Source organism: Streptomyces sp. 1222.5 (assembly GCF_900105245.1).
In the GTDB taxonomy this organism is placed as follows: Bacteria; Actinomycetota; Actinomycetes; order Streptomycetales; family Streptomycetaceae; genus Streptomyces; species Streptomyces albidocamelliae.
The window spans coordinates 1,475,365-1,500,426 of record NZ_FNSZ01000001.1 but is presented as its reverse complement, the minus strand read 5'-3'; the positions used below and the strand labels follow the sequence as shown (position 1 = coordinate 1,500,426).

Sequence of the window (25,062 nt, the reverse complement as noted above, 5' to 3'; positions counted from 1 at the left end):
GCGATGACGGGTCCGGTGCTCGCCGTCGACCAGGGCACCTCCGGCACCAAGGCCCTGGTGGTCTGCCCGGAACGCGGCGTCCTCGGCACCGGCTTCGCCGAGGTGCGCCCCCGCCACCTGCCCGGCGGTCTGGTCGAGGTGGACCCGGTCCGGCTGTACGACTCGGTGGTCGACGCGGGCCGCCGCGCGCTGGCCGAGGCCGGGGAGGACGTCGTCGCGCTGGGCCTGGCCAACCAGGGCGAGACCGTCCTCGCCTGGGACCCGGCCACCGGACGCCCACTGACCGACGCCCTGGTGTGGCAGGACCGCCGTGCCGAGAGTGTCTGCGACGAACTCCGGGACCAAGCCGACGAGTTGCGACACCTGACCGGCCTGCCCCTCGACCCGTACTTCGCCGCGCCGAAGATGGCCTGGATCCGCCGCCACCTCACCCGCGAGGGAGTCGTCACCACCTCCGACGCCTGGCTCGTCCACCGTCTCACCGGCGCCTGGGCCACCGACGCCGCCACCGCAGGCCGCACCCAGCTCCTCGACCTGGACCGCGCCGAGTGGTCCCCGCGCGCCCTCGACCTCTACGGCCTGGCCGGTGAACGGCTCCCCGAGGTGACCGACGCCGCCGGACCGGTCGGCACCACCACGGCGTTCGGCCCGGAGATCCCGCTCACCGGCCTGATCGTCGACCAGCAGGCCGCCCTGCTGGCCCAGCGCGTCACCGGCCCGGGCACCGCCAAGTGCACCTACGGCACCGGCGCGTTCCTGCTCGCCCACACCGGCGAGGCCCCCCGGCGCGGCACCTCCGGACTGGTCAGCTGCGTCGCCTGGCGGCTCGCCGGACGCACCAGCTACTGCCTCGACGGCCAGGTGTACACCGCCGCGTCCGCCGTCCGCTGGCTCACCGACCTCGGCGTGCTCTCCTCGGCCGCCGACCTCGACCCGGTCGGCGGCACCGTCCCGGACAGCGGCGGCGTCACCTTTGTCCCCGCGCTCGCCGGTCTCGCCGCGCCCTGGTGGCGGGGCGACCTGCGCGGCTCCCTCACCGGACTGGGCCTCGACACCACCCCGGGACACCTGGTGCGCGCCCTGTGCGAGGGCATCGCCGCCCAGGTCGCCGAACTCGCCGAGGCCGCCGCCACCGACCTCGGCGCACCCCTGGACCTGCTCCGCGTCGACGGCGGCCTGACCCGCTCGGCCCTGCTCATGCAGACCCAGGCCGACCTGCTGCAACGCCCCGTCGAGGTGTCCGCGCTGCCCGACGCCACCGCGCTCGGCGCCGCCGCCCTCGCCCGCCTCGGCGCGGACCCCGCCCTCGCCGTCGAGGACGCCCTGCCCGACCCGAAGCCCGCCGCCGTGTACGAGCCCCGCATCCCGGCGGACCTGGCGGCCGAACGCCGGGCCGGATTCCGCACGGCCGTGGCCGCCCTGCTCGGCTCGTGACGGCGAGGCACTCGTGACGGTCACCGCGGAAGGGCCGCTGCCCGCGCACACCTACGACGTCGCGATCGTCGGCGCCGGAGTCGTCGGCTGCGCCGTCGCCCGCCGGCTCGCCCACCACCCGCGGCTGCGCGTCGCCCTCGTGGAGGCGCAGGACGACGTCGGCCAGGGCACCTCCAAGGCCAACACCGCCATCCTGCACACCGGGTTCGACGCGACCCCCGGCACCCTGGAGGCCCGGCTCGTCCGTGAGGGGCACCGGCTGCTCGGTGCCTACGCGGCCGAGGCCGGCATCCCCGTCGAGCAGACCGGCGCCCTGCTGGTCGCGTGGGACGAGGAGCAACTGGCCGCCCTGCCCCGGCTGGCCGGGAAGGCCGAGCGCAACGACTGCACCGACACCCGCCTGCTGACCTCCGCCGAGGTGTACGCCCGCGAACCGCAACTCGGCCCCGGTGCGCTCGGCGCGCTGCTCGTCCCCCGGGAGAGCGTCATCTGCCCGTGGACGACGACCCTGGCGTACGCGACCCAGGCGGTCCGGGCCGGAACCGACCTGCACCTCGGCACCGCCGTGCGGGAGGTGGAACGGACGGCCGACGGCCACCGCCTGACCACCACCCGGGGCATCCTGCGCACCCGGTACCTGGTCAACGCGGCCGGCCTGCACGCCGACATCCTGGACCGCCTCCTCGGCCACGAGGACTTCACCGTCACGCCGCGCCGCGGCCAGCTCCTCGTCTACGACAAGTTCGCCCGCCCGCTCGTCCGGCACATCCTCCTGCCGGCGCCGACCGCGCTCGGCAAGGGCGTCCTCGTCGCCCCCACCGTCCACGGCAACGTCCTGCTCGGCCCCACCGCCGAGGACCTGTCCGACAGACGGGCCACCGAGTCGACCGCCGAAGGGCTCGCCCAGCTCCGGGAGATGGGCCGCCGCATCCTGCCCGCCCTGCTCGACGAGGAGGTCACCGCCGTCTACGCCGGGCTGCGCGCGGCCACCGAGCACGAGGACTACCGGATCACCGCGCATCCCGGGCAGGCGTACGTCACCGTCGGCGGCATCCGCTCCACCGGCCTGAGCGCCTCCCTGGCGATCGCCGACCACGTCGCCGGTCTGCTGGCCGACTCCGGCCTCGACCCCGGAGCGGTCCGGGAACCGGACCCGGTCACCATGCCCCACCTCGGCCGGGCCGCCCCACGCCCCTGCCGGCAGCCCGAACTCGTCGCCTCCGACCCGGAGTACGGCATCCTCGTCTGCCACTGCGAACAGGTATCCCGCGGCGAGATCCGCGACGCCCTCGCCGCCACGATCCCGCCCCGCACCCTGGAGGGCCTGCGCCGCCGCACCCGCGCCCGGGCGGGCCACTGCCAAGGTCACTACTGCGGAGCCGCGGTGCGGGAACTTCTCGAGCGCCCGATCGGGGTGACACATGACGGGGGGTGACGTGCGGGCCGGTGCGGATGCCGTGACCGGCGATACGGCCGGAGAGGCGTTGCCCGGTCACGTCGGGCCGGTGGCCGGGGCCGCGGCCGCGGATGCCGCTACGGGAGGCCCGGCCGCCGACGAGGTCGGGACTCCGGCGAGCGGTGGCCTCGGGGCGATGGCCGGCGGTGAGCCGCGGGCGTCGGCGAGCGACGGCGGCTCGGGGTCCGTGGGGGGCCAGGAGCGTGGGGTCGTGGCGGGCGGCGAGGGTGCGGTGGTGGTGGGCGGCGAGCGCGGGGCCGGTGTGGCCGGTGTGGCCGGTGCTGCCGGGTCCGTGGCGGGCGGGGAGCGTGCGGCCGTGGCGGGCGGTGAGACGGAGTCCGTGGCCGGCAGCGAGGGTGGGGCCGGTGTGGTCGATGCTGCCGGGTCCGTGGCGGGCGACGGGCGCGGGGCCGTAGCGAGCGATGAGGATGCGGCCGTGGCGGACGGTGAGACGGAGCTCGTGGCCAAGGGTGAGGATGCGGCCGAAGTGGGTGGTGCCGCCGGGATCGTGGCCGGCGGTGAGCCGTGGGTGTCGGCGGGCGATTCCGGTCCGGACGTCGCGACCGCGATCGTGCCCGCACGGGCCCCGGCGGTCCCTCGGCGCGTCGACGTCCTTGTGGTCGGCGCCGGACCGGCGGGACTCACGGCCGCCGCGAGGCTGGCCGCCGCCGGTGCCGGGCGGGTGGAGGTACTGGAGCGGGACACGCAGCCCGGCGGAGTCCCCCGCTACTGCGTCCACGGCGGCTTCGGCGCCTGGCTCCGCCCGCTGACCGGCCCCCGGTACGCCCGTCTGCTGGCGGAGGCGGCCGAACGGGCCGGTGCCGCCGTACGGACCGGGGTCTCGGCGCTGGACTGGGGGAGTGCGGGACCGGTGCTGTGCACGGCCGGCCCCGACGGCCCCGAGACGGTCGAGGCACGGGCGGTGGTCCTGGCCACCGGCGCCCGTGAGCGCCCCCGTGCCGCGCGGCTGGTGCCCGGCACCCGGCCCGCCGGCGTCTTCACCACCGGTGAACTCCAGCAAGCGGTACACCTGTTCGGGCAGCACATCGGCAACCGTGCGGTCGTGGTCGGTGCCGAGGACGTGTCCTGTACGGCGGCCGACACCGTGCGCGCGGCCGGTGCCCAGGTCGTCGCCCTGGTCACGGAACTTCCGCGCGCCCGGACGAGCCGTACCCGCGCCCGGTCGGCCCTGCTGCGCCACGGCGTTCCGCTGCTGACGGAGACCACCGTCACCGAACTCCTGGGCCACGGGCGCCTGTCCGGCGTGCGTGTCCGTCACCGTGACGGGCGCGGCGCCGTAGTGCCCTGCGACACCGTGGTGTTCACCGGCGACTTCGTCCCCGAGCACGAACTGGCCCGCCGCGGCGGTCTCGCCCTGGACCCCGCCACCCGCGGCCCGGCCGTCGACGGCTCCCTGCACACCTCGCGCCCAGGAGTGTTCGCCGCCGGCAACCTCCTGCATGCGGCGGAACGTGCCCGTGCGGCGGCGAGCGAGGGCGTCCGGGTGGCGGAGGCCGTCCTGGCCTTCCTGGCGAGCGCCTCCTGAACGCACGGCTGGGTCCCCCTGCCCTCGCAGCCCGGCACGCCCGCTTCGATCCCGAGGCCGGCTCGGTAGACATCGGCACCGTCTGATGCTCACTCGAATGACATTTTCGGTCAATTTCAGTCGAGCCGCTAGATCGTGTTCGTATGGCGGACATGGAAGGCCCTTGGTGGTCGTCCCGCCAATCGAAGTCGTCCGTCCTTCAATTCGAAGATCCACCTGCTACCTTCGGTGAGTAAAGCGGTCGGCCTGCGGGGGCGGGCGACGGCAGGGGGAGCGACATGGCTGACATCCGCGAATTCTTCAACGGCTTAGCCGGATCACCGAAGCGCAACGAGAACCGCAGAAAAGTTCTTCTGGCAGTCGCGATCAAAGCGGACACCCAGGTCGGCATCGCCCGACGCACCACTCTCTCCGCGGCCACCGTGTCCACCGCTGTGCGGGAACTGGAGAAAGAGGGAATCGTCACCAACGGCCGGACGGACGGTGGGCGCGCGGGCAAGGCCTGTCTCGTACCGACCGATTCCGTAGGAGTGGGGGTGCATCTCGGATTCAATCACGTCACGGTGGTCGCACGCCGACTCGACAAGGACTTCGACACCGTAGCCACCCGCGTCAACTCCGAAGGGGTCGCCAGGGGCTGGAACCGCGCCAGGCCGGACGTGGCGGACATGATCCGCGACGCGGTCAGGGAGGCCGGCTGTGACCTGCGCGAGGTCTTCTCGCTCGGCATCGCCGTGCCCCGGATGGTCGATCCGCGCACCAATCGGTTCACCGAGCCGGTCCTGTATCCGTGGCGCCCCGGGGACAGCCCCGCCGGGGACCTCGGGGGCATGCTGGGCGTCCCCGCGTTCATCGACAACGACGCCAACCTCGGTGCTCTGGCCGAACAGACCTACGGTACGCGCGAACACGCCGAGACTGTCGTCTACGTCAAGGTGTCCACCGGCGTCGGGGCAGGCATCATCGTCCACAACCTCCTTCTGCGAGGACGCCGCGGAATGGCCGGGGAACTGGGACACCTCACGCTCGAGGCCGACGGGGCGATGTGTCAGTGCGGCGGACGCGGCTGCCTGGAGACCGTGATCGGGGCCGAGGCGCTCCTGAAGCAGGTGAGGGTGGCCCGGCCCAGGTCCGGCGCCGCGGATTTCGAGCACCTGGAGGACGTCGTCCGCGCCGACAAGGAGGGCGACCCGGTCTGCCGACGGGTGATCGAGGACGCGGGGCGAACCCTGGGGCGCTTCCTCGCCCAGGTGTGCAACCTCTTCAACCCGGATGTCGTCGTCGTGGGCGGTCAGCTGACGGAGTGCGACCTCCTCTTGGCCGGCTGCAGGGAGACACTGCCGCGCTTCGCTCTCCCCGGAGCCGTCGCGGAGGCCTCCGGTTTCGCTCTCGAGCTGAGCGAACTCAAGACGAGGGCCGAGGCGCAGGGGGCTCTCGTGCTGGGGCTCCGCGGCCAGGAGAGTTTCTCGGCCGCAGGATAGAGGCGACCAGACCGCAGAGCGCCCTGCGGAGGGCGCCTGCACGCTCGAGCCGCCGGACTGGGCGGCAGTCGAACGCGGCACCACGCGGTCTTCCGCGTCGCTCTTCGAATCAAAAGAGAGGCCACCCGAATCCCCTGGGGTCACTTCGAATTTGCGGCACCCGTTCGTCGAGGTGGAAAGGGCCCGCACCGCCTGGCCTGTGCCGACCCCGCGACGCCGGCGGTCGACCGCATGTACGGAATGCCAAAACCCCTGGCAGGAGAGGTCCGGCGCCCTTTCCGGATAGCGGCTGCACGACAGGCGGAGCTGATTAGACTGCCCAGGTACGCCCGGTGGCCGGAAGGCCACTTGTGCGATGCCCTTGCCAATTTCTGGAACAGCTGTGCCCTTGACCCTAGGCGGCCCGATGACATACGAAGCATTGACCCCGTATCTGTTTGGCACTGCCGCGAACGACTGCCAGGTACCGCGTGCCGACGGGCCGGTCGCGACCGGCGGTGCCCCGGTTGCTCCACCGCACGTCTACACGTCCCCCGCTCTGGTCGATCTCGGGCACGTCCGCGACGTGACGCTGGGCAGTTCTCCCAGCGGCAACGCCGATGCCAACGCGCAGTACTACTGGTAGGTGTCACCGGTGACCGCCAGCTCCGTCACCTTCGCGGCGGCCGGCTCATCGGCAGGCTATGGAGGGCTGGAGTCCGGGCTGCCGCCCGGCCCGGCGATCGCGGGAGTCTGGCCGCCGGGTCCAGGTCTGCCGCACCCCGCCCGCGAAGTATGGCCCTCGGCCCGACTGTGGTCATGGGGCCCCTGGCACGGGGGCGAACTCCGCACGGCCGCCTGCCCCGGCGCCCGGCTGCTCACCGTAGGCCAGTGCCTGGCCGATTCCGGGCGGATGCACCAGGATCTGGGCCGCTCGGTGCGCGAGGGTGACTGGGAGAGGCTCACCCGATGGCCGGGGTCCTACCTGCTGATGGTCCTGGAGGACACCGGCCGTCTCACCGCCCTCACCGACCTGGCCGGGCAGTTCCCGCTCTACTACACGCGGCACGGCGACCGCACGGTGCTCTCCACGCTGGCGACCGCGGTGGCCGCCATGACGGGGAGGACAGAGGCCTTCGACCCGACCGCGCTGGCCGCATACCTCGTATGTCCTGCCGTACCCGAACTCGCCGGAAGTCGCACCGCGTTCGCGGATGTGTGCCGACTGGGGCCGGGCGAGGCGCTTCGCGTCGGACCCGGCACGGAGGCCCTCGCACGGTGGACCTACGCCTCCCTCGAACCCGACGGCGACGCGTGCTTCGAGGAAAGCGCCGACCGACTGCGGGAGTCCCTCGTCCGGGCGACCGCGCTCCGCGTCCGGAACGCGCCGCGGATCACGAGCGACTTCAGCGGCGGCATGGACTCCACATCCCTGGCCTTCCTCGCCGCCGACGAGGCGGCGTCCCCTCTGGACGCGTTCGTCTACCACCACCCGAAGGCTCCGGCGGGGGACCTGGAACACGCGCAGAGGTTCGCCGCGGGCACTTCCGCGATCCGACTGCACGTGACCCTCGGCGAGGACGCCTCGCTCCCCTATGCCGACCTGGACGCGCGGGCGGGTGCCGACCAGCCCGACCCGGCCGCCGCGGTTGCGGCCCGGCTGCGGCTGCGGCTGACGGACATCGCGCGCCGGGGTGGCGGCGTCCACCTGACGGGGGAGGGCGGAGACGCCCTGCTGGGTGCGCCACCCGCTCATCTGGGCGACGTGCCGGGCACAGGGGGGCCGCGCCGCCTGGCCCACGACGCACTGGCGCTCGGCAGGCTGCGCCGCGTCTCGCCGGCGAAGGTGGCCCATCGCGCCCTGCGCCTCGCCCGCACCCCCATGGACCGGGCCCTGAGCGACTTGGCCGTCCGCCTGGAACGGCCGTTGCCGCACCCGCCGCAATGGCTGGACGCCATCGCCTGGTGGCCGCCCCCCGGAGTGGAGGCCACCTGGCTCACCTCTCGGGCCCGTCGAGACCTGGCGGAGCTGGCAGCGGAGCGTGCCGCACAGGCCAGGCGCAATGGACTGGGCCCGTCCCCGGGCGCGCGAGCGGTCCTGTGCGAACTGAGGGATTCCGCGGCGGTACAGACCCGGCTGGTCGAGGCAGCACGGCCCTTCGGCGTGTGGACGCAGGCCCCCTTCCTCGACGACGAGGTCGTACGAGCCGGTTTGAGTCTGCCCGTGCCGCACAAGGCAGACCCGTACACCGTCAAGCCCCTCCTGCGCGCGGCGCTTTCCGGAGCGGTCCCCGCCGCCCTGCTCGACCGGCGTACCAAGGGGGACTACGCATCTGAGGACTACCTCGGCCTCCGAACGGCCGTGGCGGACCTGCGTGTCCGGCTGTCCCAGTCCGGCCTCGCCGACCTGGGCATCGTGGAGCCCGCGCGGGTGGCGGCCGCGCTGGACGGCCTCGAGTTGGGCCTGACCGGACCCTTCCCGGCGCTCAACCGTCTGCTGGGGGTGGATACATGGCTCAAGAGACGCCGCCGCGGCGAGGGGGCGGCATGAACCGGTTGGAGGTACCGGGCTACGTCTGCGAGAGTCACGCGGCGAACGGCGGGGCAGTGCTGCTGGACGCCCGCTCGGGCCGGTGCTTCGCCATGAATCCCATGGCGCGGGTCCTCTGGCAGGAGTGGCGACACAGCCGGGACTTCGAGGCCGGCGTACGCGAAATGACGCGTCTGTTCCCCGAACCCGACCACGAGCGGATCCGGCAGGACGCCCGTCGGCTCGCCGGCGTTCTCATCAGCCGCGGGTTGCTCTCCGCGACCGCACCGCGCGAGTCGCCGGCAAGTCTCCCGGGCGCTCCGGTGGCCTCCCCGGTCGAACCGGGCGCCGCTTCGGTGGCGGCCGTCACGGGGGACCTGGCGCCGGACCGTGGGACCGCGTGGCAGCACTGGACCCGGGCGGGACGAAGCCGCGACGACGGACCGGTGTCCTGGCGTGTCGCCGAGGCGCGGAGGGATCCCGCGGGTGAACGGACCTCCCGTGCCGGGGCGGAGGTCACCATGGCGGTCGGCCGCTTGTCGCCGCCGGGCACCGGTCGGATGGCCGCGCGGAGTGCCTTCGCCCTCGGAGTGCTCGGGTTCCTACTCGCGCTGCTGCTCATCCGGCTGCCGTTCCGCACCTTGTTGACGGTGGTGTGGTGGACGCAGCGGTACGGGTGCCGGCGGGAGGCGACCGCCGAGCACGGAGCGAAGGCCCTGGCCTCGGTGCGGCGCGCGGCGGCTCTCTACCCGGGGCGCGCCGCCTGCCTGGAGACCTCGCTCGCCACGCTCCTGACACTGGCGCTGAGCGGGCGCCGGGCGGTGTGGTGCATCGGCACCGCCGTCGACCCGTGCCGCTTCCACGCCTGGATCGAAACGGAAGGAGTTCTGATCAAGGCGGCGGACGATCACGGAATCGAGGCCTTCCGCCGGATTCTCTCCGTTTGATGCGGTCCGGTGAGACCCGCATTCCACGGGCAGGGAAGACGGCGATCCGCGTCTTCGATTTGCAGCCCCGTCGAGTGCACTTCCCAAAGCTACCGAGCGGTTTCAAGAGACATTGCCGAACCGGTGCGGCAACGGCCTTCAACCGTCATCGATCCTGCGCTAGTCTGACAACGCGAAGGGCGGTCACCGGCCGCGGCAACCGCCCTCCGTGAGGGATCATCACCTCCCTCAGGCGCGCTCGAACAGCGTGTCCATGGAAGTCGTCCAGCCGTACTCTCGCGTGAGCAGGGTCCAGAGCACGAGGACGACGACGATGACGACCATCCGCACGTGTTCCCGGCCCAGGGAAAGCGAACAGCGGGTGGTCATCGTCATGCTGACGCCCATTTCTTGGTCACCTCCTTTCCGGAGCGAATCGGTCGCCTCCTTCCAACTGTCGAACGGTGGCGCCCTCTCCTTCGTACAACTCAGTGTTCTCCGTGACCTGTTCGAAGGCAATCAGGCATCAGCGGCATGTGTCGTCGCCGTAACCCCCTTCAACTCCGACGCCTTGTCGGAAGCCTGTGTTCAAATCGCAGGCGTCCGCGCGGAGAAGGGTTGCGGGACGCGCAATCGGAATGGCGTAACCGCTTTCGTTGCGCCCTCCGTTACGGAAGGCCCGTTGGGGTTCGGTGGTCGCCCGGCGCGGCGCTCGCGCGGTCGGCCGCCGAGGCCACGAGGGAAGGCCGGAACCGCCACCCGGGACCAATTCGAAGGCTCGGGACCGGCCCGCGCCTGCCGCGAACCGCGAATGGGGCGTGCGGAGGTCCGGGCGGGCCGATCCCTCCCCCGTTTCAGGGGCCGCGCGGACGGATATGTGATTTAGCTCACATGGCAGGTCGGTCTGTGCTGCACAGTGGGGCGTGGACGGCACCGGCAGCTGCCCCCACGGCATGGCGCACCGCAGCGTGCCTGCGCCGGGCCGGTAAGGGGGCCGCGGCTCACACGTCCGTGAACGAGCCGTGGCGGCCCGCGCCCGAGGCGAACCGGGCGGCGCCCTCCGTGCTCTGTGCCAGCACGCCCGTGCCGTGCCGGAGTTCGCCGTGCAGGGCCGCCTCCTCCGTCAGCCCCTCCTGCTCCAGGACCGACCTGCGGTCACTGCGCAGGCAGGCCTGCGGGAAGCCGGCGAGCTCCGCCGCGAGCGCCTCCGCCTCGGTGCGGGCGCTTCCGGTCGGCACCAGCCGGTTGGCGAGCCCCACCTCGAAGGCCTCGCGGGCCGGCACCGGTCGGCCGGTGAGGATCATGTCCATCGCCCGGCTGGTGCCGATGAGCCGGGGCAGCCGTACCGTACCGCCGTCGATCAGGGGAACGCCCCACCGGCGGCAGTACACCCCGAACACCGCGTCCTCCTCCGCGACCCGCAGATCGCACCAGAGGGCGAGTTCCAGACCGCCCGCGACCGCGTGCCCCGCGACGGCGGCGATCACCGGTTTGGACAGCCGCATCCGGGTCGGGCCCATCGGCCCGTCACCGTCCTCGGCGACCCGGTTGCCGCGCTCCGTGCCGATCGCCTTCAGGTCGGCACCCGCGCAGAACGTGCCGCCCTCGCCCCACAGCACCGCCACCCGAGCGCCGTCGTCCTCCTCGAAGGCACGGAAGGCGTCGGCGAGTGCGGCGGCCGTCGGGCCGTCCACCGCGTTGCGAGCCTCGGGCCGGGAGAGGACGACCGTGGTGACGTCCTCCCGCCGCTCGATCCGGACCGGCATGGGGCGACCTCCTCGGACGGTCCCGGGGTCCCCGAACGGACCGCCGGCGCTGGTGACCTGCCGGTAGCTTCTCAGCAAGTGCCGGTCGGCGGGAGTCTCAGATGACCTTCAGCCGCACCAGCGCGCCCAGGGTCAGCGCCCCCGGCACCAGCGGCACCCACACCGTGATGATCCGGTAGGCCAGCACCACCGCCGTGGCGATGGCGGCGGGGCCGCCGACCGCGACCAGCGCCACGATCATCGCCGCCTCGACCGAACCCAGCCCGCCCGGCGTGGGCACCAGGGCGACCGCGACCGTCGCCGCGAGATAGGCCAGCGCCATGTGCGCGGGCGGCACCGGCAGCCGCAGTGCCTGGCCGACCGCGGCGAGACCGGCCGCCTGGAGCGCCGGGAAGGCCAGCGAGCCGCCCCACAGGGCCAGGGCGCGCGCCGGACGCGTGTGCACCGACCGCGCCTCGCCGAGGGCTTCTCGCGCGAACGCGACCAGCCGTGTGCGCAGCCGTCGTACCAACAGCACGACGGCCGCCGCCGCGGCCAGCAGGCCGGCGACGCCCAGCAGCAGCGGGAGCAGCGAGCCGTCGGGCAGCAGCGTGCCGAGCCGCAGCGCACCCGGGAAGGCGATCAGCAGTGCGGCCAGCAGACCGAGCCGGCCCACGCACTCGGCCATCAGGTACAGCGCGAGCGCGGCCGAGGAACGGGCCAGCGGCACCCCGCACACGGTCATGAACCGCAGGTTCACGGCGCCCGCCCCGAGCCCGGTCGGCAGCAGATGGTTGGCGGCGCCCGCCGCGAACTGGGTGGCCAGCAGCCGCCCCTTCGGCAGCGGCTGCACCACCGCGCCCTGCCGGGTGAACGCGGCGGCCACCCAGGTCAGGCAGGTCGTGCCGGCCGCGGCGAGCAGCCACGGCCAGGACGCGGCGCGCAGCTGACCGAAGCCCTCGGCGAGTACCGAACGGTGCCGTACGGCCGCCACGGCCACGAGCACGAGCGGGACCAGGCACAGCACCTGGCGCACGGGGACGCGACGGGGGAGTCGTCCACCGGAGAGCGGGGGGAGCGGGGGGATCGGGACGGCTGTCACATCCCCAGAGGTTTTCCCCGCCGTCCCAACGGCGGGTGGCGGAATCGGGGACGGCGGCTTACAGGCTGCGGTCATCGGGGCCTTAGGTCGAGGGGGCGCCGGCAGGGGTGAAATGGCGCGGACATTGACCTCAACGATGGTTGAGGTTCTACGTTCTTTCCCATGAGCATGGAGACCACCGCATGGACGCAGCTGCACAGCGTGATGAACGCGCAGGCGGACCGCCGTCCCCTCGCCCGCGCCACCCTGCGCCGCATCGCCGCCTTCGCCCGCCCGCACCGCGCCGGCATCGTCCGGTTCGTCCTGCTCGGGGTGGTGACCGCGCTGCTCGCCGTGGCCACGCCCGTACTCGCCGGCCATGTCGTCGACGCGATCGTGGCGGGGCACGACTCCGGCACGATCGTCCGGCTGTCCCTGCTCATCGCGGTCGTCGCCCTTGCCGAGGCCGGGCTCGGCATCCTCGGTCGGCGCCTGTCGGCGACGCTCGGGGAGGGGCTCATCCTCGACCTCCGAACGGCTGTGTTCGATCATGTGCAGCGCATGCCCGTCGCGTTCTTCACACGTACGCGTACGGGAGCGCTGGTCAGTCGTCTCAACAACGACGTGATCGGCGCCCAGCGGGCCTTCGCCAACACCCTCTCGGGTGTCGTCAGCAACCTCGTCACCCTGGTGCTCACCCTCGCCGTGATGCTCACCCTGTCCTGGCAGATCACCCTGCTCGCGCTGGTCCTGCTGCCGGTGTTCGTGCTGCCCGCCCGGCGCATGGGCAGTCGGATGGCCCGGATGCAGCGGGAGGCCGCCGCGCTCAACGCGGCCATGGGCACCCGTATGACCGAGCGGTTCTCCGCCCCCGGCGCCACGCTGGTCAAGCTGTTCGGGCGGCCGGAGGAGGAGTCGGCGGAGTTCGCCGCCCGGGCCGCCCGGGTGCGGGACATCGGCGTGCGCACCGCGACCGCCCAGTCGGTCTTCATCACCTCCCTCACCCTGGTGTCCGCGCTGGCCCTCGCCCTCGTCTACGGCCTCGGCGGCTGGTTCGCGCTGCGCGGCACCCTGGAGGCGGGCGCGGTGGTGTCCCTCGCCCTGCTGCTGACCCGGCTCTACGCCCCGCTGACCGCGCTCGCCGGGGCCCGGGTCGAGGTGATGAGCGCCCTCGTCAGCTTCGAGCGGGTCTTCGAGGTGCTGGACCTGAAGCCGCTCATCGAGGAGAAGCCGGACGCCCGCGAGGTCCCGGCCGGCCCGGTCGCCGTCGAGTTCGACGACGTCCGCTTCTCCTACCCGGCCGCCGACCAGGTCTCCCTCGCCTCCCTGGAAGAGGTCGCCACCCTCGACAACCGAGGCGGCTCCGAGGTCCTGCACGGCATCTCCTTCCGCGCCGAACCCGGTCACACCGTCGCCCTGGTCGGCTCCTCCGGCGCCGGGAAGTCCACCATCGCCCAGCTCCTGCCGCGCCTGTACGACGTCGACGCGGGCGCCGTCCGCATCGGCGGGGTGGACGTGCGTGACGTGTCCGCCGCGTCCCTGCGGGCCACCCTCGGCATGGTCACCCAGGACGGCCACCTCTTCCACGACACCGTCCGCGCCAACCTGCTGCTGGCCCGCCCGGGCGCCACGGACGGGGAGCTGTGGGACGCGCTGGGCCGCGCCCGCCTCGCCGAGGTCGTACGGTCCCTGCCCGACGGCCTGGACACCGTCGTCGGCGAGCGCGGCTACCGGCTCTCGGGCGGCGAGCGCCAGCGCATGACCATCGCCCGGCTGCTGCTGGCCCGCCAGCGCGTGGTCATCCTCGACGAGGCCACCGCCCACCTGGACAACACCTCCGAGGCGGCCGTCCAGGAAGCGCTCGCCGAGGCCCTGGAGGGCCGCACCGCCGTGGTGATCGCCCACCGCCTCTCAACGGTCCGGTCCGCCGACCGCATCCTGGTCGTGGAGGCCGGACGGATCGTCGAACAGGGCACGCACGAGGAGCTGCTGGCGGCGGACGGCCGCTACGCGGAGCTGCACCGCACCCAGTTCACGGAACGGGCCCCGGAGGGACCGGCGGTGACGGAGGTGCCGGTGGTGTGAGGGGCGGGCGCCTCACCGTGTGCGATGGCTTTGTTGCCGGGGCTCTTGACGGCAGTGGTCCGTACCTTTAGTTTCACGCCTTAATCAAAGCCTACGGACGGCAGGCAACTCCCACCCACCGGAGGGGAGTTGCCTGCCGCATCCGTCGCCCCCCACGCGAAAGGCCGTACCCGCGCATGGCCAGAACTCTCCCGGCGGCGGCATCGCTCGCCGTCCTGACCCTCTCGGCGGGGCTGTTCGCCGCCGCTCCCGCCCAGGCCGCCACCGGTGCCATCACCGGCCTGTCGGGCAAATGCCTGGACGTCGCGGGCGCGAGCTCCGCCGACGGCACGCCCGTCCAGCTCTACGACTGCAACGGCACCGGCGCCCAGCAGTGGACCGTCGGCAGCGACGGAACCCTCCGCGCCCTCGGCAAGTGCCTCGACGTCACCGGCAATTCGACCGCCGACGGCGCCAAGGCGCAGCTGTGGTCCTGTACCGGCGGCCCGAACCAGAAGTGGACCGTCACCGCCGCCCACGACATCGTCAACCCGCAGGCGGACAAGTGCCTGGACGTCACCGGCAACAGCTCCGCGAACGGCACCCGCGTCCAGATCTGGAGCTGCGGCGGCGGCGCCAACCAGAAGTGGAACGCTCCCGCGGCGGGCGGCGGCACCACCCCGTCCGCGCCGATGGCCGTCGCACCGTACCTGTACAACGGCTGGGGCAGCCCGCCCAGCCCCACGACCATCACCCAGGCCACGGGCGTGAAGTGGTTCACGCTCGCCTTCGTGCTCAGCAACGGCTACTGCAACCCGCAGTGGGACGGCAGCCGCCCGCTGACCGGCGGAATCGACCAGCAGACGGTCACCACGGTGCGGGCCAACGGCGGTGACGTCATCCCGTCCTTCGGCGGATACAGCGGCAACAAGCTGGAGAGCTCCTGCTCCAGCGCGGGCGAACTCGCCGCCGCCTACCAGAAGGTCGTCAACGCGTACGGCCTGAAGGCCATCGACATCGACCTCGAGGCCGACGCCTACGGCAACCCCACCGTGCAGCAGCGGACCGTGGACGCGCTGAAGACCGTGAAGGCCGACAACCCCGGTCTGAAGGTGTACATCACCATCGGCACCGGGCAGAGCGGCCCCGACACCAGCCTCATCAACCGGGCCGCCTCCTCCGGGCTGACCGTCGACGCCTGGGCCATCATGCCGTTCGACTTCGGCGGCGCCGGACAGAACATGGGCAACCTCACCACGCAGGCCGCCGAAGGCCTGAAGAGCGCGCTGAAGAACGCCTACCACTACAGCGACGACCAGGCCTACCGGGACATGGGCATCTCGTCCATGAACGGCATCACCGACAACAACGAGACCGTCACGGTGAACGACTTCCGGACCATCCTGTCCTACGCGCAGGCACACCACCTGGCCCGGCTCACCTTCTGGTCCGCCAACCGCGACCGCCCCTGCACCGGCGGCCCCGCCGACAGCTGCTCCGGCGTCTCCCAGTCCGCCTGGGACTACACCCGCGTCTTCGCCGGCTACACCGGCTGACCCCGTCCCCCAGGAGACCCCTGTGCCTCGCCCCTCCCGCCGCCGCGGCACCACCGCGGCCACGCTGGTCACCGCGGCGGCAGCCGCCCTGCTGACCGCCGCTCCCGCTCCCGCCCGGGCCGCCGCCCCGCCCACCGGCTACGTCACCGTCGTGAACGCCGCGAGCGGCAAGTGCCTGGACGCCCGCGCGGCCGCCACCGCCAACGGCACCGCCGTACAGCAGTACACGTGCAACGGCACCACGGCCCAGCAGTGGCGCCTCACCGCCACGAGCGACGGCTACGTCCGCATCGACAACCGCAACGACACCAACCAGGTCGTGGACGTCTCCGACGTCTCCACCGCCGACAACGCCCAGGTACACCTGTGGAGTTACGGCGGCGGCGCCAACCAGCAGTGGCTGCCCGTGGACGACGGCGGCGGCGCCTTCCACTTCGTCAACCGCAACAGCGGCAAGTGCCTGGACGACCCCGCCGCGTCCACCGCCGACAGCGTGCAGTTCGTCCAGTACACCTGCAACGGCACCGCCGCCCAGCGCTTCCAGGTGACCCCGGTGACCCAGAACTCCGACGACCCCGACCTCGGTCCCAACGTGGCCCTGTTCGACCCGTCGATGTCCTCCGCCACCATCCAGAGCAGACTCGACTCGATCTTCAAGCAGCAGGAGACCAACCAGTTCGGCTCCCAGCGCCAAGCCGTCCTGTTCAAGCCCGGCACCTACAACGCGGACGTCAACGTCGGCTTCTACACCCAGGTCCTCGGCCTCGGCCTGACCCCGGACGCCGTCAACGTGAACGGAGCCGTGCACGCGGAGGCCGACTGGTTCCAGGGCAACGCCACCCAGAACTTCTGGCGCGGCGCCGAGAACCTGTCCGTCACCCCGAGGAACGGCGCCGACCGCTGGGCGGTGTCGCAGGCCGCGGCGTACCGGCGCATGCACCTGCGCGGCAACCTCGCACTCGACGACGGCGGCTGGTCCTCCGGCGGCTACCTCGCCGACAGCAAGATCGACGGAAAGGTCGACTCCGGCAGCCAGCAGCAGTGGCTGACCCGCAACTCCCAGCTGGGCGGCTGGACCGGCTCGAACTGGAACATGGTCTTCGTCGGCAGCCAGGGCGTCCCGGGCACCAGCTTCCCCAACCCGCCGCACACCACCGTCGCGCAGAGCCCCGTCACCCGGGAGAAGCCGTTCCTGTACGTCGACGGCGCCGGGAAGTACCAGGTGTTCGTGCCGTCCACCCGCACCGACTCCACGGCCACCAGCTGGGCGGGCGGCAACCCGGCCGGCACCTCGCTGCCGCTGAGCCAGTTCTACGTCGTCAAGCCGGGCGCCACCGCCGCACAGATCGACGCTGCCCTCGCCGCCGGACAGAACCTGCTGGTCACCCCCGGCGTCTACCACCTCGACCGGACGCTGAAGGTGACCCGCCCCGACACGGTCGTCCTCGGCCTCGGGCTCGCCACCTTCGTCCCGGACAACGGCATCACCGCCATGACCGTCGCCGACGTGGACGGCGTCAAGATCGCGGGCCTGCTCTTCGACGCCGGCACCACCAGCTCGAAGACCCTCGTCGAGGTCGGGCCGGCCGGCTCCACCGCCTCCCACGCGGCCGACCCGACCTCCCTGCACGACGTCTACTTCCGCATCGGCGGCGCGGGCGTCGGCAAGGCGGCCACCAGCCTCGTCGTCAACAGCGACAACGTCATCGGCGACCACATGTGGATCTGGCGCGCCGACCACGGCAGCGGCGTCGGCTGGACCAGCAACACCGCCGACACCGGTCTCGTCGTCAACGGCGACGACGTGACCATGTACGGGCTTTTCGTCGAGCACTTCCAGAAGTACCAGACGATCTGGAACGGCAACGGCGGCCGCACCTACTTCTTCCAGAACGAGATGCCGTACGACCCGCCCAACCAGTCCGCCTGGATGAACGGATCCACCCAGGGCTACGCCGCCTACAAGGTCGCCGACTCCGTCACCAGCCACCAGGCCTACGGCCTCGGCAGCTACTGCTACTTCAACGTCGACCCGTCCGTCACGGCCGCCCGCGCCATCGAGGCACCGAACAAGCCCGACGTCCGCTTCACCAGCATGGTGACCGTCTCCCTCGGCGGCACCGGCACCATCAGCCATGTCGTCAACAACACGGGAGGCCCCTCCAACTCCGGTACCAACGTGGCGAATCTCGTCCGCTACCCGTGACCCGGCGGGCGTGAGCCGCACGGGAGTGGGAAACCGGGTCCGGGTCAGTCACGTCCAAAACGACCCGACCCGCCAGGAGACCCCACCGTGTCGAACACCCGGATCGCAAGCACCGTGGCCGTCCTCGTCCTCGCCGCCGGAACGACCGGCTGCGGCAGCGAGGACGGTTCCGGCAAGGGCGGGGACGCGCAGGCGGGGCCGAGCGCGACCCCGCCCGTACGCGCGGTCCAGGACGCCTACCGCAGGACGCTCGCCGCGGACACCGCGCGGATGACCGTCACCAGCAAGGTCGTCGCCGACGGCCGGTCCCTCACGGCACACGGCAGCGGCGTGGCCGCCCTGAAGGACGGCATCAGCCGGGTCACCCTGACCTCCCAGGGCACCACCGTCGAGCAGCGCGTGATCGACGGCGTCGTCTACCAGAAGCCGTCGGGCAAGGACCGCGGTGCCGTACCCGGCGGAAAGACCTGGATGAAGATCGACCTCCGGCGGCTCGCCGGGAAGGGCGCCACCGGGCGGTCCTCGGTCACCGACCCGGCCGAACCGGTGCGCTACCTCGAACGCGCCGGCACCGGGAACGTCACCCGCCTCGGCACCACCACCCTGGACGGCACGCGCACCACCCACTACCGCGCCTCCGTCCCCGTCTCCGTCCTCACCCGCGGCGACGCCGGACGCGCGCAGGAACTGCGGCGGCAGCTCGGAAAGTCCTCCCTGCCCCTCGACCTGTGGCTCGACGGGCAGGGCAGGCTGCGCCAGGAGAGTGTCCGGCTCGCCCTGCACCCGCTCAAGCAGCGGACACCCGGCCACGAGAACGCCCAGGTGACCAGCACGACCGTGCTGCGGTTCGCGGACTACGGGACCGACGTCCACGTCACCGCGCCGCCCGCCCGGGACACCACGGACGTCACCGACCGGCTCGCCGCGTCCGGCACCGGTGACGGCTGAGACGTGTGAGCCGCCGAGACCTGGATACGCGGGATGCACGGCAGCACCGTCCGTCGGGAGGTCATTCCTGCCATGACCAGCACACACGAGCCCGGCCACCGCTCGGAGATCACCCTCCGGGTGAACGGAAAACCGCACACCCTGTCCGTCGACCACCGGCGCGTCCTGCTGGACCTGCTGCGCGAGGACCTGGACCTCACCGGCTCCAAGAAGGGCTGCGACCACGGCCAGTGCGGTGCCTGCACCGTCCTGGTCGACGGGCGCCGCCTCAACAGCTGTCTGCTGCTCGCGGTCACCCTCGACGGCAGCGAGGTCACCACCGTCGAGGGCCTCGGCGGAGAGGGCGAGGAGCCGCACCCGCTCCAGCGGGCGTTCCTCGACCGGGACGCCTTCCAGTGCGGATACTGCACCCCCGGCCAGATCTGCTCGGCCCTCGGCATGCTCGCCGAGGCCGCGGCCGGCCACCCTTCCCACGTGACCGACCCCGCGGCACCCTCCGGCCGGCCCGTCCGGCTGGACCGGGCCGAGATCCGCGAGCGCATGAGCGGCAACCTGTGCCGGTGCGGCGCCTATCCCCGCATCGTCGAGGCGGTGGAGGACGTGATCCCGTGAACGGCTTCGCCTACGTCAGGCCCGGCAGCGTCCAGGAGGCCGTCGAGGCCCATGCGACCCACCCCGGCGCCCACTACCTGGCGGGCGGCACCAACCTGGTCGACCTGCTGAAACTCGGCGTGGAGCGCCCCACGGCCCTCATCGACGTGGGCCGGCTGCCGCTGGACCGCATCGAGGATCTGCCCGACGGCTCCCTGCGCGTCGGCGCCACGGTCCGCAACAGCGACCTCGCCGCCGACCCCCGCGTCCGCGACCGCTACCCCGTCCTGTCCCAGGCCCTCCTGTCCGGCGCCTCCGGCCAGCTGCGCAACGCCGCCACCACCGGCGGCAACCTGCTCCAGCGCACCCGCTGCCCCTACTTCCAGGACCTCGACAAACCCTGCAACAAGCGGGAGCCGGGCACCGGCTGTGCCGCCCGCGACGGCGTCCACCGCGACCACGCGGTCCTCGGCCACTCCGACAGCTGCATCGCCACCCACCCGTCCGACATGGCCGTCGCGCTCGCCGCCCTCGACGCGCAGATCGAGCTGCAGGGCCCCGACGGCGGGCGGCGCGTACCGGTCGCCGACTTCTACCGGCTGCCGGGCGAGCACCCCGAACGCGACACCTGGATCCGTCCCGGCGAACTGATCACCGCAGTGCTGCTGCCCGCCGCCACGGCCGGCGTCCCCTCCGCCTACCGCAAGGCCCGGGACCGGGCGTCGTACGCCTTCGCCCTCGCCTCCGTGGCCGTCGTGCTGCGGGTCGCGGACGGCGTCGTCGACCAGGTGGGCGTCGCCTTCGGCGGGCTCGCCCACCGGCCCTGGCGGGCGAGGCACACGGAGCTGGCCCTGCTGGGCGCCCCCGCCGGCCCCGACGCCTTCGAAGGCGCCGTGGCCCTCGAACTCGCCCACGCCGAACCCCTGCGGGACAACGCCTACAAGGTGCCGCTGGCGCGCAACCTCGCCCTGGACGTCCTGAACCGTCTCGCCCCGACGCCCGCGGTGGCCTGAGCCGTCACAGGAGGACCCCATGACCGGCACCATCCTGGGTGCTCCCGCCGAACGCCGGGAAGGACGCCAGAAGGTCTCCGGCGCCGCCCGCTACGCCGCCGAGTACACCCTGCCCGGCCGTGCATACGCCTGGCCCGTGCCCGCCGCCGTCGCCCGCGGCCGGGTCACCGCCGTCGACACCTCCGCCGCGCTCGCCCTGCCCGGTGTCCTCGCCGTCCTCACCCCCGGCGACGCGCCGCGCCTCGCCGAGCCGGAGGACGCCACGCTCGCCGTCCTCCAGAACCAGGACGTACCGCACCGCGGCTGGTGCGTGGCCCTCGCCGTCGCCGACACCCTGGAGACCGCACGCGCCGCCGCCCGCGCGGTCCGCGTCAGCTACCGGACCGCACCGCACGACGCCGAACTCACCCCGGACCACCCGGACGGCTACGAGCCGGAGGAGGCCAACGGCGGCTACCCGGGCCGCGTCCGGCAGGGCGACCCGGAAGGCGCCTTCGCCGACGCCGACGTCCGCGTCGAAGCCCTCTACCGCGTGCCGCCGCTGCACAACCACCCCATGGAGCCGCACGCCAGCACCGCGCACTGGGAGGGCGACCGGCTCACCGTCTGCACCTCCACCCAGGGCGGTACGGTCGTCCGCTCCGTCCTCGCCCAGCTGTTCGACCTGCCCGAGGACTCCGTCACCGTCGTCTCCGAACACGTCGGCGGCGGCTTCGGCTCCAAGGGCACCCCGCGCCCCGACGTCGTCCTCGCCGCCATGGCCGCCCGGCGCACCGGCCGCCCCGTCACCCTCGCCGTTCCCCGCCGCCACCTGCCCACCGTCGTCGGCCACCGCGCCCCCACCCTCCAGCGGCTGCGGCTCGGCGCGAGCCCCGACGGCCGGCTCACCGCCCTGCTGCACGAGGTGACCACCCACACCTCCCGGGTGAAGGAGTTCGTGGAGCAGGCCGCCGTGCCCTCCCGGATCATGTACGCCACCCCCCACCTGCTCAGCTCCCACCGGGTCGTCCCACTCGACGTGCCCACCCCGTCCTGGATGCGGGCCCCCGGGGAGGCGCCCGGCATGTACGCCCTCGAATCGGCCATGGACGAACTCGCCGACGCGCTCGGCATGGACCCCGTGGAACTGCGCCTGCGCAACGAACCCGACCGCGAGCCCGGCAGCGGCAAACCCTTCAGCAGCCGGCACCTCGCCGAATGCCTGCGCGAGGGCGCCCGCCGCTTCGGCTGGGCCGACCGCGACCCGCGCCCGGGCAACCGCCGCGAGGGCCCGCTGCTCATCGGCACCGGCGTCGCCGCGGCCACCTACCCCACCATGGCCGTCCCCGCCACCGCGACCGCCCACGCCCTGCCCGACGGCGCCTTCGCCGTCCGCATCAATGCCACCGACATCGGCACCGGGGCCCGTACCGTCCTCACCCAGATCGCCGCCGACGTCCTCGACGTGCCCCTGGACCGCGTCCGCACCGAGATCGGGCACAGCGACCTGCCGCCGGCCTGGGTCGCCGGCGGCTCCATGGGCACCGCCTCCTGGGGCTGGGCCGTGCACGAGGCGTGCGCCGAACTGGCCTCCCGGCTGGCCGCCCACACCGGACCGCTGCCCGTCGAGGGCATCGAGGTCCGCGCCGACACCACCGGGAAGGCCGACGCCGACAGCCCCTACGCCCGGCACGCCTTCGGCGCCCACTTCGCCGAGACCGCCGTCGACACCGTCACCGGGGAGGTCCGCGTACGCCGGCTCCTCGGGATCTTCGCGGCCGGCCGGATCCTCAACGCCCGCACCGCACGGTCCCAGTTCACCGGCGGCATGACCATGGGCCTGGGCATGGCCCTCACCGAACACAGCACCATGGACAGGGCGTTCGGCGACTTCACGGAGGCCGATCTCGCCGCCTACCACGTGCCCGCCCACGCCGACGTCCCCGACATCGAGGCCGACTGGCTCGACGAGCACGACCCCCACCTCAACCCCATGGGCAGCAAGGGCATCGGCGAGATCGGCATCGTCGGCACCGCCGCCGCCATCGGCAACGCCGTCCACCACGCCACCGGGATCCGCTTCCGCGAACTGCCCCTCACTCCGGACCGGATCCTCACCGCCCTGCTGTCCGAGGGATGACGGTGACGGGCCCGGCCTGGGAGTACGACGGCTACCGGCCCGAGGAGGAGCGGCTGCGGGAGTCCCTGTGCACCCTCGGCAACGGCTACTTCGCGACCCGGGGAGCGCTGCCCGAGTGCACCGCCGACGCCGTCCACCACCCCGGCACCTACGCCGCCGGCTGCTACGACCGGCTCACCTCCGAGGTCGCCGGACGGCGGGTCGAGAACGAGGACATGGTCAACCTGCCCAACTGGCTGCCGCTGCGCTTCCGCCCGGCCGGCGCCGACTGGCTCACCCCGGACACCGTCCCGGTCACCGACCACCACCAGGTGCTCCACCTCGATCCGGGCCTGCTGGAACGCCGTACCCGCTACCCCCTCGGCACCGGCGGCTCGCTGCACGTGCGCCAACTGCGCCTCGTCCATCTGCACGACCCCCATCTCGCCGCCCTGCGCACCGAGTTCACCGCCGAGGGCGACGCCGTCGACCTGGAGGTCGAGTCCGCGATCGACGGCGAGGTCACCAACTCCGGTGTGGCCCGCTACCGGGACCTCGACGGCAGGCACCTCACCCACGTCCACACCGGCACCGCCGCACCCGGCACGGTGTGGCTGCGCTGCCGCACCCGCAGCTCGGACATCAGCTTCGAACTCGCCGCCCGGCTGACCGCCGACGCCCCGGTCACCCACGCCGGCGAAGGCCCACGGGCGGTCCAGCACGTCCGGTTGCGCCTGCCGCCCGGCCGTACCGTCACCCTCGACAAGACCGTCGCGCTCCACACCTCCCGAGACCCCGCCATCGGCGACCCGCTGCGCGCCGCGGTCGACCGGGTCCGGGACGCGCCCGGCTTCGACGAGCTGCTGGAGACACACACGGCGGCCTGGGACCAGCTGTGGCGGCGCACGGCGCTGGAGGTGCCCGGCGAGGCGGGCAGCATCCTGCGCCTGCACCTGTTCCACCTGCTGCAGACCCTCTCCCCGCACACCGCCGACCTCGACGTCGGCGTCCCCGCGCGCGGACTGCACGGCGAGGCCTACCGCGGGCACGTCTTCTGGGACGAACTCTTCGTCCTGCCCTACCTCAACCTGCACCTGCCCGAGGTCTCCCGCGCCCTGCTCCGCTACCGCCACCGCCGGCTGGCCGCCGCCTGCCACGCCGCCCACGAACTCGGCCGGCGCGGCGCGCGGTACCCCTGGCAGAGCGGCAGCGACGGCCGCGAGGAGAGCCAGCAGCTCCACCTCAACCCGCGCTCCGGGCGCTGGCTGCCCGACCACTCCCGGCTCCAGCACCACGTGGGCTCGGCGGTCGCGTACAACGTGTGGCAGTACTGGGAGGCGACCGGCGACCTCGACTTCCTGCACGGCGAGGGCGCCGAGATGCTGCTCCAGATCGCCCGCTTCTGGGCGGACTCCGCCGGCTACGACCCCCACCTCGGCCGGCACCGCATCCGTGGCGTGGTCGGCCCCGACGAGTACCACGACGCCTACCCCGGTGCGGGCCGGCCGGGCCTGGACGACAACGCGTACACCAACGTCACCGCCGCCTGGGTGCTCACCCGCGCGCTGGAGCTGCTGCGCGCCCTGCCCGAGCCGCGCCGCCGCGAACTCACCGAGGCCGTCGGACTGGCCGAGGACGAGCCCGCCCGCTGGGAGGAGGTCTCCCGCACCCTGCACGTCCCCTTCCACGACGGGGTGATCAGCCAGTTCGAGGGGTACGCCGGCCTCGCCGAGCTGGACTGGGACGGCTACCGGAAACGGTACGGCGACATCCGCCGCCTGGACCGGATCCTGGAGGCCGAGGGGGACACCGTCAACCGGTACAAGGCGTCCAAGCAGGCCGACGTGCTGATGCTCGGCTACCTCTTCGCCCTGCCCGAACTGCGGTCCCTGTTCGACCGGTTGGGCTACCCGCTGGACGAGCGGACCTGGACCGCGACCGTCGACCACTACCTGCACCGCACCAGTCACGGCTCCACCCTCAGCGGCCTGGTCCTCGGCTGGATCCTGGCCCGGGCCCGCCGGACCGACGCCTGGGCCTTCGTCCAGGAGGCGCTGCGCGGCGACATCGCCGACCTCCAGGGCGGCACCACCGGGGAGGGCATCCACCTCGGCGCGATGGCCGGCACGCTCGACCTCGTCCAGCGCGGGCTGACCGGCCTGGAGACCCGGGGCGGCGCCCTGCGCCTCGACCCCGTCCCGCTGCCCGAACTCTCCTCCTACGGCTTCGCCATCCGCTACCACGGCCACTGGGGCGTCCACCTGCGCCTGCGCAGCGGCCTGCTGGAGATCGCCGTACCGGCCTCCGGCCGCGGCCCCATCGACCTCCGCCTGCGGGACCTGGCGGTGGGAGTACGGCCGGGGGAGACGGCCCGACTGGTGCTCCCGGAGTAGTCCCTCAGCTCACCC

General features: G+C 73.1%; 17 protein-coding genes and 1 pseudogene. 15 read left to right on the top strand and 3 right to left on the bottom strand.

Features of this window, described 5'->3' with window-relative positions:
- Positions 1–3: 3 nt before the first annotated feature.
- The 7 genes and pseudogenes from BLW57_RS06775 (at position 4) to BLW57_RS42155 (ending at position 9,373) form a co-directional block, all read left to right on the top strand.
- Positions 4–1,434 (top strand): FGGY family carbohydrate kinase, encoded by a 1,431-nt coding sequence (locus tag BLW57_RS06775; RefSeq protein WP_093472885.1) that lies wholly within the window; start codon positions 4–6, stop codon positions 1,432–1,434.
- A gap of 13 nt (positions 1,435–1,447) precedes the next feature.
- Positions 1,448–2,869 carry an NAD(P)/FAD-dependent oxidoreductase gene (locus tag BLW57_RS06770; protein ID WP_093472884.1) on the top strand — a complete coding sequence of 474 codons (1,422 nt, stop codon included), beginning with the start codon at positions 1,448–1,450 and terminating at the stop codon, positions 2,867–2,869.
- A gap of 592 nt (positions 2,870–3,461) precedes the next feature.
- Positions 3,462–4,427, top strand: a pseudogene (locus tag BLW57_RS43035) (FAD/NAD(P)-binding oxidoreductase); the annotation flags it as partial.
- A 287-nt stretch (positions 4,428–4,714) separates the two neighbouring features.
- On the top strand, positions 4,715–5,917 hold the full coding sequence (locus BLW57_RS06760) for an ROK family transcriptional regulator (protein WP_093472882.1): 1,203 nt from the start codon (positions 4,715–4,717) through the stop codon (positions 5,915–5,917).
- A gap of 406 nt (positions 5,918–6,323) precedes the next feature.
- The gene (locus BLW57_RS40470) at positions 6,324–6,542 is read left to right on the top strand and encodes a lasso RiPP family leader peptide-containing protein (RefSeq protein ID WP_176985493.1); all 219 of its coding nucleotides are present in this window, start codon (positions 6,324–6,326) and stop codon (positions 6,540–6,542) included.
- Between the two features lie 9 nt (positions 6,543–6,551).
- Positions 6,552–8,447 (top strand): albusnodin/ikarugamycin family macrolactam cyclase, encoded by a 1,896-nt coding sequence (locus BLW57_RS06755; protein WP_176985492.1) that lies wholly within the window; start codon positions 6,552–6,554, stop codon positions 8,445–8,447.
- Complete coding sequence (locus BLW57_RS42155) at positions 8,444–9,373, top strand: lasso peptide biosynthesis B2 protein (protein ID WP_176985491.1); 930 nt, start codon at positions 8,444–8,446, stop codon at positions 9,371–9,373. The genes BLW57_RS06755 and BLW57_RS42155 overlap by 4 nt, the downstream gene beginning before the upstream one ends.
- 228 nt (positions 9,374–9,601) lie before the next feature.
- Here BLW57_RS42155 and BLW57_RS41300 read toward each other — a convergent pair whose 3' ends face one another.
- The 3 genes from BLW57_RS41300 to BLW57_RS06740 form a co-directional block, all read right to left on the bottom strand.
- Positions 9,602–9,760 (bottom strand): hypothetical protein, encoded by a 159-nt coding sequence (locus tag BLW57_RS41300; protein WP_176985490.1) that lies wholly within the window; start codon positions 9,758–9,760, stop codon positions 9,602–9,604.
- A gap of 593 nt (positions 9,761–10,353) precedes the next feature.
- Positions 10,354–11,118 carry a crotonase/enoyl-CoA hydratase family protein gene (locus BLW57_RS06745; protein WP_093472878.1) on the bottom strand — a complete coding sequence of 255 codons (765 nt, stop codon included), beginning with the start codon at positions 11,116–11,118 and terminating at the stop codon, positions 10,354–10,356.
- 97 nt (positions 11,119–11,215) lie between these two features.
- Positions 11,216–12,133, bottom strand: coding sequence for a lysylphosphatidylglycerol synthase transmembrane domain-containing protein (locus BLW57_RS06740; protein ID WP_093472876.1), 918 nt, complete (start codon positions 12,131–12,133; stop codon positions 11,216–11,218).
- A 234-nt stretch (positions 12,134–12,367) separates the two neighbouring features.
- Between BLW57_RS06740 and BLW57_RS06735 the strand changes: the two genes are divergently transcribed.
- The 8 genes from BLW57_RS06735 (at position 12,368) to BLW57_RS06700 (ending at position 25,047) form a co-directional block, all read left to right on the top strand.
- The gene (locus tag BLW57_RS06735) at positions 12,368–14,263 is read left to right on the top strand and encodes an ABC transporter ATP-binding protein (RefSeq protein ID WP_093472875.1); all 1,896 of its coding nucleotides are present in this window, start codon (positions 12,368–12,370) and stop codon (positions 14,261–14,263) included.
- A 176-nt stretch (positions 14,264–14,439) separates the two neighbouring features.
- Positions 14,440–15,798, top strand: coding sequence for a lectin (locus BLW57_RS06730; protein WP_093472873.1), 1,359 nt, complete (start codon positions 14,440–14,442; stop codon positions 15,796–15,798).
- Between the two features lie 22 nt (positions 15,799–15,820).
- Positions 15,821–18,004 (top strand): RICIN domain-containing protein, encoded by a 2,184-nt coding sequence (locus BLW57_RS06725; RefSeq protein ID WP_176985489.1) that lies wholly within the window; start codon positions 15,821–15,823, stop codon positions 18,002–18,004.
- 87 nt (positions 18,005–18,091) lie between these two features.
- Positions 18,092–18,952 carry an SCO4651 family lipoprotein gene (locus tag BLW57_RS06720; RefSeq protein ID WP_093472872.1) on the top strand — a complete coding sequence of 287 codons (861 nt, stop codon included), beginning with the start codon at positions 18,092–18,094 and terminating at the stop codon, positions 18,950–18,952.
- A gap of 72 nt (positions 18,953–19,024) precedes the next feature.
- Positions 19,025–19,564, top strand: coding sequence for a 2Fe-2S iron-sulfur cluster-binding protein (locus tag BLW57_RS06715; RefSeq protein WP_176985488.1), 540 nt, complete (start codon positions 19,025–19,027; stop codon positions 19,562–19,564).
- Complete coding sequence (locus BLW57_RS06710; protein WP_093472869.1) at positions 19,561–20,556, top strand: FAD binding domain-containing protein; 996 nt, start codon at positions 19,561–19,563, stop codon at positions 20,554–20,556. The genes BLW57_RS06715 and BLW57_RS06710 overlap by 4 nt, the downstream gene beginning before the upstream one ends.
- Positions 20,557–20,575: 19 nt before the next feature.
- Positions 20,576–22,675 (top strand): xanthine dehydrogenase family protein molybdopterin-binding subunit, encoded by a 2,100-nt coding sequence (locus tag BLW57_RS06705; protein WP_093472867.1) that lies wholly within the window; start codon positions 20,576–20,578, stop codon positions 22,673–22,675.
- Positions 22,672–25,047, top strand: a complete 2,376-nt coding sequence (locus tag BLW57_RS06700; RefSeq protein WP_093472866.1) for a glycoside hydrolase family 65 protein — start codon at positions 22,672–22,674, stop codon at positions 25,045–25,047. Before BLW57_RS06705 ends, BLW57_RS06700 begins: the two co-directional genes overlap by 4 nt.
- The last annotated feature ends 15 nt before the right edge of the window (positions 25,048–25,062 follow it).

Coding starts and splice junctions, on each gene's coding strand:
- BLW57_RS06775 (WP_093472885.1), top strand. CDS start 4: ATGACGGGTCCGGTGCTCGCCGTCGACCAGGGCACCTCCGGCACCAAG.
- BLW57_RS06760 (WP_093472882.1), top strand. CDS start 4,715: ATGGCTGACATCCGCGAATTCTTCAACGGCTTAGCCGGATCACCGAAG.
- BLW57_RS40470 (WP_176985493.1), top strand. CDS start 6,324: ATGACATACGAAGCATTGACCCCGTATCTGTTTGGCACTGCCGCGAAC.
- BLW57_RS42155 (WP_176985491.1), top strand. CDS start 8,444: ATGAACCGGTTGGAGGTACCGGGCTACGTCTGCGAGAGTCACGCGGCG.
- BLW57_RS41300 (WP_176985490.1), bottom strand. CDS start 9,760: ATGGGCGTCAGCATGACGATGACCACCCGCTGTTCGCTTTCCCTGGGC.
- BLW57_RS06745 (WP_093472878.1), bottom strand. CDS start 11,118: ATGCCGGTCCGGATCGAGCGGCGGGAGGACGTCACCACGGTCGTCCTC.
- BLW57_RS06735 (WP_093472875.1), top strand. CDS start 12,368: ATGGAGACCACCGCATGGACGCAGCTGCACAGCGTGATGAACGCGCAG.
- BLW57_RS06730 (WP_093472873.1), top strand. CDS start 14,440: ATGGCCAGAACTCTCCCGGCGGCGGCATCGCTCGCCGTCCTGACCCTC.
- BLW57_RS06715 (WP_176985488.1), top strand. CDS start 19,025: ATGACCAGCACACACGAGCCCGGCCACCGCTCGGAGATCACCCTCCGG.
- BLW57_RS06705 (WP_093472867.1), top strand. CDS start 20,576: ATGACCGGCACCATCCTGGGTGCTCCCGCCGAACGCCGGGAAGGACGC.
- BLW57_RS06700 (WP_093472866.1), top strand. CDS start 22,672: ATGACGGTGACGGGCCCGGCCTGGGAGTACGACGGCTACCGGCCCGAG.